The organism is Novosphingobium soli, assembly GCF_042432915.1.
Classification (GTDB): Bacteria; Pseudomonadota; Alphaproteobacteria; order Sphingomonadales; family Sphingomonadaceae; genus Novosphingobium; species Novosphingobium soli.
Genome location: NZ_JBHLWK010000005.1, coordinates 96,278 through 107,636, shown reverse-complemented (window position 1 = coordinate 107,636; position 11,359 = coordinate 96,278). Strand labels below are relative to the sequence as shown.

Genomic DNA, 11,359 nt, shown 5'->3' with positions numbered 1-11,359 from the left:
CAGCCAATCACCGCAAGGCGGCCCTCACCGGAGCGATACTTCGGACGTGCCCGTGATGAACGCCACATCGAGTTGGAGCTGGCGGACCGCCGCCACATGGACCGACGGATTGCCCTCGATCAGCTCGACCGCCACCCGCGGGTGCTCGTCGTCGAGCGTCTTCATCAACTCGAACAGAAAGCCCGACGCCAGCGATGAGAAGATTCCAACCTTGATGATTCCGTCCTCGGATCGGCCGATCGCGGCGACGTCGTTGAAGCCAAGCTCAATCTGCTGAAGGGCGACGCGGACGCGGCGAAGGAAACGCTGCCCTGCCACCGTGAGCGAAACCCCGCCGGGATGGCGGTGGAACAGGGAAGCGCCAAGCCGATCCTCAAGATCTCGGATGCGCCGGCTCACGGCGGACTCCTGGATGTTCAGAAGGGCGGCCGCCTTGCGAAAACTCCCCTGCTCGGAAGCGGTGACAAAGTATTGGATATGACGCAACCTGAGCATAGCGGGGCCACCTTCCTCCTATTCTGCCGAGCAGAAAGTTACATCACGGCGAATCCCCCACTCCTGAACAAATATAGTTTCAGTCCACGCGACCACCCACCATTGCTATGCTCTCATTCGACAGACTTCTCTATGAATCCGAGGGTATTGGCGTTCTCCACCAGAGTCCTCACTTTGGCGCGATCCAGACCGCCAGGCACATCGGCCTCGATCTCGAGCTTCAACTTCACGCGACTGCCCGGAAGCGTGGTGAGCTGCTCGACGATCGCCTCGACAATCTGATGAATATCCCGCGCCGGCCGCTCCGGTGAGATCATCACGGCGCCGGTGAAGCGCGTCGGATTCTTCTCCGTCGGCGGTGTCACCGGCCCGCCGCCTACATCGTGTCCGCCGGGCGTCGGCGTGCCGCCATCAGGGCTTCCAGGTGCGTCCCCAGGGCCAGGTTGCACCGGCGGCGGACGGTGCGCCTCGGCCTCATTCGGTTTGATGATGACGCTGTCGCTGTCGATGACCACGGGCGCGTTGCCCGCACGTTCGATCGCGAGCCCCAGATAGGTGCCCGTCTTTTCGTCCCACCGCTCGGCATAGGCGAAAGGACCGGGCAACATGCCGCTGATCGCCGCCTGCACAGCCTTCACCAGGACGTCCTGCCCTTTCAGGCGCGGCAGGTAGATGTAGCGATTGAGATATTCCCGCAGATCCTTGAGCGACAACCGCGGCTTGTCGTTCCAGATGTATTTCTGGAGATCACGATCGAGACGCGACGGCCCCAGCTCGGTCAATAATCCCTCTTCGGCGACGAGCTTCTTGCTCGCCCGTCCCAACAGCCCGTCCTGCGCCGGAACCTTGCCGGAGACCCATTCGACATCGGCCTGGGCATTCTCCTGGGCCGGGTAGTGCAGATAGCACCACGCCTCTTTCAGGCGCGTCTTCATCGTCTCGTTGGCTTCGGCCAGTTTCGCCTTGGCGAGCGCGCTGTCGCTCTGGGTGAGGTTCAGGCGCTCCGTGTCGCGGACGATCTCGCCCCAGGCCAACGATGCACGCACGGCGTCTTTCAGGTTGTCGAGCTGGCGCGAATCCGCCGCGATAAACACCAGCATGTTGCGATAGACGCGCGGTGTGGTGCCGCGCTGCATCAGCATATCCTTGGCCTCAGTCAGTGCCTCCGAGGTGTCGCGCCCATTGTGCGGATACGCCACCCCCAGCACCACGGCCCGCACGCCTCCGGCTTCGTCGGGAACTTCGGCCGACGAGGCTGGCGCGACCTGCACGGCGTCGAAATGACCGCGATCGGCGAGGCCGTTCACATATTTCCCGAGTTCCGCGTCGATCGTCACGTCGACCAGTGCCGCCTCGATCTGCGCCGCCTTGTCCGCCGCGATGCGGTTGAGGCTCGCGGACATCGAATACCAGTAACGGCCAAGATCAGCGTGCATGAACTTGGCCTGGTTGGTCAGCCGCCTCAGCGCGTCGCCGAATATCGCGGGACGCTCGCCGGGCTGCACGACGCCAAGATTGATCTGCTTGTCGTCGAGGCCAGTGTTCTGCTGCTGATGCGTCGGCGCTGTGCCCATGAAGATCGCGCGCGCGACGCGCCGGGTCGCCGAATAGCGGTTCAGGTTGGGCGCGGACTGATCGATCTTGTAGGGCGTGGACGTCGTGCCATCGACATCTCCTGCGATGATCGACTGCCAGCTAACCTCGAGATAATGCAGCAATTCCGGCTCCACGCGCGGCGAACTCACCGCAACACTGCCGGGCATAATCATCACCGACGGATCGGCGCTCATCCAAAGCTCGTGAATGGCCTGCGCCATCAGACGCAGCACGCCGCGGGTCCGCTGGAATTTTTCGAGCGAACCCCAGCTCGTATAGAGCTGATCGAATAGCTCGGGATGGATTGGATAAGCCTTCTCCAGCTTGCGCCGATAGTCCTCGTCGGCGCAGCCCTGCGGGAAATCGTTCGCGTTCTCCCGATAGAGCTTGGCGAACTGCTTCAGCGTGTTGTCGCGGTGATGGAACTTGTCGCCGGGAATGTCCTTGAAGAGCCGCCGCCGGACGATCTCATAGCTCTCTTCCTGGCTCGCCGGCCGCCACGAGGATTCCACCCGGCTGAAGGTCTGCTTGAGGCGCGCCAGCGCTTCCTGACCGCCTTCACCACCCACCTCGATCTGCGAGGCCGGCAAGGACGCGACCAGTAGCGTGCCGGGGCTGGCCTTGACCGCCTCGGTCAGCGACTGGACGAAGGACAGGTTCGCATCGAAAGACCCGGACGGCAGCCCCTCGACCTTGTAGATTTGCCGCAGATAGGCGACCCATTCGTCGATCAGGATCAGGCACGGCGCATACTTCTTGAAAAGCGCCTCAAGCAGGTTCGAGCCTGGCGCGATGCCGCTGGCGTCATTCTCCGCCACCATCGCGTAGGCGTCGGCGCCGCCGAGCTGCCAGGCGAGTTCACCCCAGGTCGTGCGGATTTTCCGGTCGCCCTCGGCGTGGAGCACGTCCTGCGGCCCCCGCGATGTGCCGACGAGCACGGCGCGGTTTATACCCTGCGGCACGCTGAGCCCCTGCTTTTCGAGCAACTGGTCCACGCCGGAGAGGTCCTGCACCGGCGTCGGCCCCGCCATGTGATAGAGGGCCAACATCGAGTGCGTCTTACCGCCGCCGAAGTTGGTTTGCAGTTCGACGACCGGATCGCCGCCGGTGCCGGACAGCCGCTTCGCGGCCCCAATCAACAGCGCGCTCAAACCTTCCGTCAGATAGGTGCGGCTGAAGAACTGGCGCGGGTCGCGGTATTCCGGTGGCGCGCTGCCCGAATGCACCTTGGCGAGGTCGGCCGCGAACTCGGCCTGCTGGAACTCGCCGGTGGCGACATCCTGGTGCGGCTCGACCACCTCGCGCCACGGCAGAAGCCCCGCCACCGTCTCGACCGAGATTTCGAGGCGCTGGGTTTTCCGCCGCTCCTCATTGCGCTGAAGCTCGGTGAACTTCGTGCGCAGGATGGTGTCGCGCATCTTGCCGAGCTGCTCGGCTGTCTCCCCGGCGCTGATCGCCTCCATCAGGCGGCGCATGGAATCGAGCGCGCGTTCGGCGTCGTCGTAGGTGAAGGTCTCATTGTGCGAGAGCTTGTTGCGGACATCGCCCAGTTCATTGACCAGCGAGCGTTCGGCGCGGCCGAGAACTGCCTTGAACGCCTCGCTCCAGAAGCGGTCCATCGCGTTGAACAGCGCGGCCTGGTCCCAACCGACCTCGCCGTTGCTGTTGGGGCGCAGGCTCGGCAGCTTCTCCAGAACCTGGACTTGCCAGTGCCCCTTGAGCGAACTTTCCAGCCTCTTCTCCACGAACGGAATGAGTGCCGCCGGAAGCAACTCCATTCCTTCAAACACATATTGGCGCGTGCTTTTTGCCACGTTCGCTCCCCCCTCAGATGTCCAGCTTGATCTGGCGATCACCGACGGTGTCGTGGATCGCCGCGGCCTGCCGCGTCAGTTCGGTCCAATCGGTGACGAGCGCGTTGTAGGCCGTGGCCTCTTGGCGGTCCTGCCGCCGCTTGTCGCTGATTTCGTACAGGACGTAGGCCAGATCCTTCACCGCCTCGGCCTTGTCGCTCCCGAACTTCTTCAGGAGCAATGCCGTATCATGCGACAAGCCATCCAGTTGATGCTGACGCACGAGATACTGGCAGCATTCCCACACGGTAAGATGGCGGTCGGTTTCGGGATCCCACTCCTCGTCCAATTCCTCCCGTTTGTAGATGCGGACCCGTCCGGCCGACGATTCCACGATGCCAGCATGGCGCACGTCGTCCACTGAGATGCCACGGGCACGGGCGAGGTTATCGGCATCGCCAAATACGCCCTTTTCGTAGCCATGCTGCGTGAACCAGGTCACGGCAAAGCGCGTCTCGGGATCAAAATCACCTTCCTGGGACGAAAGATACTGATCCAGTTCCTCGTTGATGATCTGCAAGGCAGTCTTCACCGACATCGGATTGTCATCGCGTTCGATCACTGACGCATAGCGGCTGAATATCGCTATGCCGGGGCCGATGGACGCCTGGGGAATATCCACCGGGGCGATGCTCGCGCGGTGCATCTCCTTGAGGGCTGCGGGCAGCTCGCGGCGCAGCGCCCGGATAAACTCGACGCGAGAGATCGTCTCGGCGTCCGCCGCGCGAGGCCGGCACGCCATCACGACAGACGTGGCGAGCGCGTTCTTGTTTTTCTTGAGGTTGCCGACAAGCTCGGTCCGCACTGGCCATGTCGCCCCGATCGAATAGCCGGCGTCGACAATCGCCTGAAGGAAGGTCGCCCAGCCCTTAACCGAGAAACCGCTTTCATCGACCTCGCCTTGCCGGAAAGCATAGTAAATCGCAGCGGGCACATCGGGCCGGCCCTGGGTCGCCATGTTGCGCATGACGGTAGTCATGCCTTCGAGAAAGAAGCTGTCGGCCTCGTCCTTGCCGCCATGGCGTTTGTAGTCGGCAACCAGTTCCTCTTGCTTGGGGACCAGCATGGTAGAAAAGAGATCCGGGTAGGTGCCGGCCAGACCCTTCCGCAGCCAGACGTAGAAGAAATCGGACAAGTCCGCATAGGGGACGTTATCGTAATAAGGAGGGTCGGTAGAGATGACGAAGCCTGAGAAATCTACGTTCTGGGCGTCCATCTGGCGTTCGACGCCCCCCTGATCCGAACAGGGAAGAGCGGCCACGGCTTTGGCCAGATATTCGACCTGACCGATGAAATTGCCCGAGGAGGACGAGAACGGATTTCCTTCAGCCGTGTCCCACCGCATGGGCAGGGCCTGCATGGCAAACACCTGCTCCACGTTTTCGCGGGAAGTGTGCCAGAACGTGCTCGTGGATTGCCTGTTCGCCAAACGGCTCACACCCAATACCAAGTATGAGAGCATCACCTTTCGGTATGCGGAATCTGGAATGTCTCGGACTACTTCCGGGATCAGGCCCATAAAGGTATTCAATGCGATGGTCTGCCGGTCCATGAAGAGGTCGGAGATATTGGTGGGACCATAGTTGGTCACACTCATATACTGAGGGTGCTGCGACAGAGGATATTCCGGTCTCCAGTCGGGTTTCTCGCTGAAAGCCAGAGCCTCGTGCTCTTTGGTCGGGGCGACGTATCGACGCCCGCCTTTCCCTTCCACGACGATGGCAAGAAGGCGCCAGCCCATCCTACCGGCCATGCCCTCGGCCTTCACATAATCAGCAGTGATGGCGTCGCCGGTCAGGAAGCACCTGAAGTTCGCGCCTCGCCCCGCCTTGGTTCCGGCCGCCACGGCATCTTCGTCATCGGGCTTCCCATTATGCACCTCGAAGGAGATGTCGGTGCCGCTGACAACCGGCTTCACCCACACTGATTTCTTCGGCTTGTTGCAAAGCCAGTAGTTGGAAATCAGGGGAACATGAGCACCCCGCACTGCCGGATTCGGACTGGCAACGGTCCTGGCCCACAACCAGGCAAGGACGGTGCCTTCGCCACCTCCATCCTTCTTAGGAAGAGCGACCTGCGGGTAGAGATGTCCAATTTTCTCCCACGCCTTGTCGCTTAGCGCCCGTGCATACCAAAGAATGTCTTCGGCAAGACCTTCCGCCCCGCGATAATGCAGGCGCTCTGGTTTGCCGGGATGGGCAGGCTTTTGATCTTTGAATTGCGATGGCAATTCGATCATTGCCTTGCCAATCATTACCGCGACTGGATTGAGATCAGACCCCTCGGAGGGAAGACCCAGGCGAAGAGCCTCCAGCGGGATCGAACCACCACCAGAGAATGGGTCGTAAACCGATGGCAGGCCATCGGGGAAATTCTTGCGAATCTCAGCACGAGCACGACCAAGAACTTCATCTTTAGTGGAGTTTTCCCACTCCACTAGGTCCTCAATAATCCGAAAGAGACGCTGACGTTCTTCCTCCACCGCCTCGTCTGTCGGGAACTGTTCCGGGTGACTCGCCGGATCATCAACGAGTTGAGCAAACAACACCGCTCGGCACGCCGCCAAGGGACGTCGCGCCCACCACAGATGCAGCGTGGACGGATGCCCATGGCGGATCGACTTCTCTCGAGCCGAAGCCTTGTTAATCGCTTCGAGGGGGATTGCGACCTCGATGAGTTTTTTCTTGGGGTTATTCGTCGAGGTCATAAACAAGCCTGTAGGTTGCAGGGTGGATGGTCAGTTCGCCGCCGTCGCGCAATGCGCGCAGGCGGGCGCCCGTCATCTCGACGGCATCACCCTCGGGGTTGATGAGAATGAACGAATAGAGGTCCGGCTTCTGGTCGAGCAGACCCCAGACGTCGGCCTCAAGCTGGAGCGGTTCTTGCTCCAGGCAGTGATCCTTTGGATAGTAGTGGCGAAGAATCTCACCACCCGCTGAGCGGCGCTCCCATGGAAAGCGCGTGCCGTTGCCGCGGCCGATCCAGCTCCCGTCCGCATGAAAGAAGCGATCCTCGCCGTCGACCTTGTAGCCCTGGGCCAACGCAAAGCGCGCCATAACGCTCGGGCGTGGGGGCTTCGGCGCGGCGCGCGGCCTGGTCGCAACCTCCGTTTCTATCAGCTCGCGATCTGGCTCTTCCGTGGGAGGCGCGGGTTCGGAGAGCGTCGCGGACTCGTCCTCCTCCGCCAGGTGGAGATCGTCCGCATCGACCGGCTCGGCGTCGTCCCCCGCGCCTTCAGCGGTTTCGTCGCTCTCATCATCATCGCCGGGAACGGCGTCCGGTTGGGCCTCGGCGATCGGCGCAGAGACCATTTGCTCGGGGCCGAGCGTGAAGTTTTCCTCGAGATATTCCCGGATGTCCTCGGGCGAGCGCTCGAACGCATAGGCCAGCGCCGCGCGAATATCCGCGCTCAAGCTCCTACCAATCTCTTCCGGGACCCGCTTCGCCAGCTTGGCCTTGGATAGCGGGCTGACGAACAGCTTGCCGTCGAGCCACAGAATGTCGGTGAGCCGAGCCGTTCCGGCGGGCACACCGTCGAGATAGGGAATGACCTCCAGCTTGGGGGTCTGGACCCAGCTCGTCATCGCGATCGCTTCCGCCAGCGCCCGCACGCGCTCGGTCTCGGCGGCATCGGCAAGCTCGATCCGCGCGAGTTGGGTTCCGAACGCCGTCAGCCAGGCGCGGCGATCTTCGATGCCGGCCAGCAGCGACGGCTGGTTGAAATGCTCCTCGACGAGGTCCGACAAGGCCGGCAACGCCGAGAATGGCGGCGCCTGCACGGTCTCCCCCGACAGCCGCTGAAAATCGGCGGTCTTGCGCTTGACCCATTCGTGCAGATGGCTCCACCGGAACAGGGTCTGCATGCTCAGGCCATAGGCAAGCGTATCGACCGGCGCCCACTCGCCCACGAGGTTCAGCCAGTGCCCGCGCTCCTCCCAGATGCGGATCGGGTATCGGACCAGCAACGTGCGAACACGCCTGGCGTCGTCGGCCGAGAGCGCCTTCCCCGAGGCCAACGTCCCAAGCCATTGCAGCGCCAGATCCGCGGACGGACGGTCGGCGACACCGATACGATGCCACAGGCTGAGGTCGAGCACGGAAGCACGCACGACCGCCGCGCCGGGAACATCCTCTTCGTCCCCGGCCAGAAAGATGCCGCCGGACGTCGCCCACGTCCCGTCCTGGGCGAGGATCAGCTTTTCAGCCTTGAAGGCATTCCTGATGTTCTGCGCGTCAGCAGTCGAGCACCCGTCGAGCATCTGATCCAGGCGGCGATACCATTTCTCGACCTCATGCGCCGGAGCCTTGTCGGATTTCGCCAGGGCGCGCAGGCGGTCGAGCAGACGTCCGGGACCGCTCGGCGTGCTGCGGACACCGAGAAAATCAAGCAGCGGGCGCGTCGTTTCCCGATCGAGCAAGCCATGCACGAAGGGCTCGACGTCGATCAGTGCCTCCGTCTCCGGTGTCCTGCGCACCAGGTCGGCCGGAAGCTGGATCATGTTGCGGATGTCAGGCAGGCAGGGCTTGGCCCGCAACTTCAGCAACCAGTCCGCCAGCAACGGCTCCGAACTGACCGATCGCGTCGATCCGGTGGTCGCCACCTGCAACAGGCGAGCGCTCGACGCCCGCGACCAGTAGGCGTCGCGCTGTTCCAGAATCTTTCCAACCACCTTGGCCCAGATGCCGGGATCGGCCTTCGACAACGCCTCCCAATGCCGCCAGTAATCGGCCGGGAAGTCCCAATCATCGAGAACGAAGCTCTCCGTGACATAGGCATAGTAAAGCGCCTGGCGCTGGCCGCGCGCTTGGGCCTCCGTCACCGCGCGCTGGCGTCCATAGAGGCTGGTCCGCTTCTGAGCGAGCGGCGCCATCGTCTGAAGCCCCGAACGGCCTGACGATACCCAGCGCAGCCAATCCTCCCCCGTGCAGGATTTGAAGCTCGCCACATAGTCACCGTGCAGGAGCTGCGTCTTTCGGACGGACTCCGGCAGCAACTCCTCGAGCGCGCCATTCTCGTCGAACAACACCCCCTTGCCGATCGGCCGGAGTTTCAGGTCGGCGCAGGCATACCGGAAAGAGTCGCCGATCGTGACGCCCAGCTTGGCCGCGATCTGGGCGAGCTGGACGCACTCGGCGAGCTTCGGCTGCCCGGCCGCGAAATAGTCGGCAGCGACCCGCTCGATCACGGCGTTGACGTCGCTCGTTCCTTCGAGGCCGATCTCCTCCAGCACCGCGAAGGCCGCCTCAACCGGGTCGTTGCGGCTCTCTCCCTCCGCCTTGTCACGGCGCTGCTCGGCGAGGAAGCGGGTCCAGTTCTGATTGAGGACGATCAGATGGCTGGCGAGAAACTCCCAATCCTCTTCCGACTGAAGCAGCTTTTTCTCGCCGAGCCGAACGATCTCCGACGCCGCGTAGAGCACCTCCTTGCCCTGCACAGGCACGATCCGCAGGCCGTCGGTGTCGTGACACTGCCAACCCGTCACTTCGGGCGCGATATAGGCCCACAGGTTCAACAGGTGCCGCCAGGTCGCGGGCCGCGGCAGATGATTGCTGCGCAGGCGCTCGAGCAAATCGGATTTCGAGAACTCCTCGACCAGACCCCAGCGAGCCAGCTTAGTCCGGTTCTTGGCCGAGACATGCTGGCACAGCGCCGGCCGGGATTTGGCGTCGAGCAGCGTCATGGCCTGGTCAGCCGGCCAGATGTCGAAGACAGGCCGCGGCACGGTGATCGCGGCCTTGGCGTCGACCAGCCGTCCCTCTTCGGTCAGAAGCATCGGTCGGCCTTCGATGCCCGCGTCAAACGCCAGTTCGACGATCGCGCCGCAGGCCCCTTCGAGCGTGGTCGCCTCGCGGTCGACGTCGGGCAGCAGACCATAGGCGTCCGCCCGATCCCGCGCGCTGGTCTTCGTCTGCTCCAACCACTCCATCATGGCGCTGGCGGCCAATTCTCCAGCGCGGTTCAGGAGCCAGCGGTTGGTCGGCGATGTCTCCGGGTCCTTGATCTTGAGACGAGCGGGGTCCTGGATGAAGGGCGCGTTGCAGGCGAAAGGTAGCGTCGTTTCCAAGCCGGTCGGCAGCACGACATAGAGCCGGCCCTTCGCGCCCAGCACGATCTCCACGCGGCAGGGCGGGAAATCGCCGCTGTCCTCGGCCCCCAGCATCCGCTCCTTGCGGATCTCATCGAGCGCCTCGGCCGGGAAGGCTTCCTCCCCCGACCGCACGAGGAGAAACGGATCATCCGCTTTCTCATCCAAAGCCATCCATTCGCTCTCGGCGATGGGGCCAGGCCCGAGACTTTGCCAATGCACCTCGCTGTCGCCGATCCGCAAGCGACGAATCTTCTTGAAGAACAGCAGCGACACCGGGCTCTTCAGCCACTCGTCGAGGTTCTTCTCGACCTCGCGGCGCAGCAGCGGGTTGGCGATCGCCACTTCGACGCGCGTGGTTCCCGATGTCTGGTAGCGGCTGTCGATCCAGTGGGGCTCGGTGAACCGCGCTCGCTCGAAGGCCACGGCCAGGGTCGGCGTGAACAGCTCGACCCGATCGCCCAGGCTGAACGTGCTCTTGAATCCGATCCCGCGGAAGCCGATCGTGTGCAGCGCGCGCTTATTGGAATAGCCGAAGCGGCAGATCGAAGCGAAGTGGGCCTCGATGAAGTCCTCGCCATTGTGCTCGAACACGAAGCGATCGTTCTCGATCGAAACCCGCGCTTCGCTGGCGCCGGCGTCATCGGCGTTCTGGAGCAGCTCGGACAGGATATGACGGGGGCTCTGCACCTGCTTGAAGAGCTGGTGCCAAGGCCCAGCAAGCTCCGGGTCCGCCTCAAGCTGGTCCCAGCGCTTGGTGGCGCGTTCCTGGATCGACCGGAAGTAGTCGGGAGGATCGGCGAGGATGGCCTCGATCTGGCGGCCCGCGCTCATAGCGGCACCTCCAGCGTCGACGGCGTGGCGACCAGTTCGGGTCCGCGCGGCGGGGCTGTCTTGCGCCAACCGCCCTTGACGGTCTGGATGGCGGAGATCGGCAACCGTTGCGCGGCCGGCAGCTCGTGCAGATCGCAAACGTGCCAGAACACCGCCCAATGGCCCTGATTGTCGGACGTATATTGGCCCGTCGTCGGCGGGCGATGCGTCATTCCCTTTGAATGTTTGCCGTTTCCGCTTTCCTCGCAGCCGACATACCAACCCAGCCAGGACACGACAAAACTGAGCTTGGCGACCACGTCCTCGTGCGACGGATAGATCAGGACCGGCACGCGCGCGCCACCGCGCAGTTCATCGACCTTGCGAAATAGCTCCCACTTCCGCGATCCGAAGGCGACGAAACCCGTGGCGCTGGCGATTGCGCCCCCGGATTGAAGGTGCTCCAGCGGCACGGGGGCCAGGATGGAAAAATCCGAAATGCCGGTCATCTCGCCC

5 protein-coding genes are annotated in these 11,359 nt (G+C 63.1%); all 5 read right to left on the bottom strand.

Annotated features, from left to right (window positions below):
• Positions 1–24 precede the first annotated feature (24 nt).
• The gene (locus tag ACFFJC_RS01810) at positions 25–495 is read right to left on the bottom strand and encodes a LysR family transcriptional regulator (RefSeq protein WP_379485867.1); all 471 of its coding nucleotides are present in this window, start codon (positions 493–495) and stop codon (positions 25–27) included.
• Positions 496–608: 113 nt separating this feature from the next.
• Positions 609–3,905, bottom strand: a complete 3,297-nt coding sequence (locus ACFFJC_RS01805) for a DUF499 family protein (RefSeq protein ID WP_379485866.1) — start codon at positions 3,903–3,905, stop codon at positions 609–611.
• Between the two features lie 13 nt (positions 3,906–3,918).
• A complete protein-coding gene (locus ACFFJC_RS01800; RefSeq protein WP_379485865.1) occupies positions 3,919–6,651 on the bottom strand; it encodes a DUF1156 domain-containing protein in 2,733 nt (910 codons plus the stop codon).
• Positions 6,635–10,864 carry a sacsin N-terminal ATP-binding-like domain-containing protein gene (locus tag ACFFJC_RS01795; protein ID WP_379485864.1) on the bottom strand — a complete coding sequence of 1,410 codons (4,230 nt, stop codon included), beginning with the start codon at positions 10,862–10,864 and terminating at the stop codon, positions 6,635–6,637. Before ACFFJC_RS01795 ends, ACFFJC_RS01800 begins: the two co-directional genes overlap by 17 nt.
• The gene (locus tag ACFFJC_RS01790; protein ID WP_379485863.1) at positions 10,861–11,352 is read right to left on the bottom strand and encodes a hypothetical protein; all 492 of its coding nucleotides are present in this window, start codon (positions 11,350–11,352) and stop codon (positions 10,861–10,863) included. The genes ACFFJC_RS01795 and ACFFJC_RS01790 overlap by 4 nt, the downstream gene beginning before the upstream one ends.
• Positions 11,353–11,359 lie beyond the last annotated feature (7 nt).

Coding starts and splice junctions, on each gene's coding strand:
- ACFFJC_RS01810 (WP_379485867.1), bottom strand. CDS start 495: ATGCTCAGGTTGCGTCATATCCAATACTTTGTCACCGCTTCCGAGCAG.
- ACFFJC_RS01800 (WP_379485865.1), bottom strand. CDS start 6,651: ATGACCTCGACGAATAACCCCAAGAAAAAACTCATCGAGGTCGCAATC.
- ACFFJC_RS01795 (WP_379485864.1), bottom strand. CDS start 10,864: ATGAGCGCGGGCCGCCAGATCGAGGCCATCCTCGCCGATCCTCCCGAC.
- ACFFJC_RS01790 (WP_379485863.1), bottom strand. CDS start 11,352: ATGACCGGCATTTCGGATTTTTCCATCCTGGCCCCCGTGCCGCTGGAG.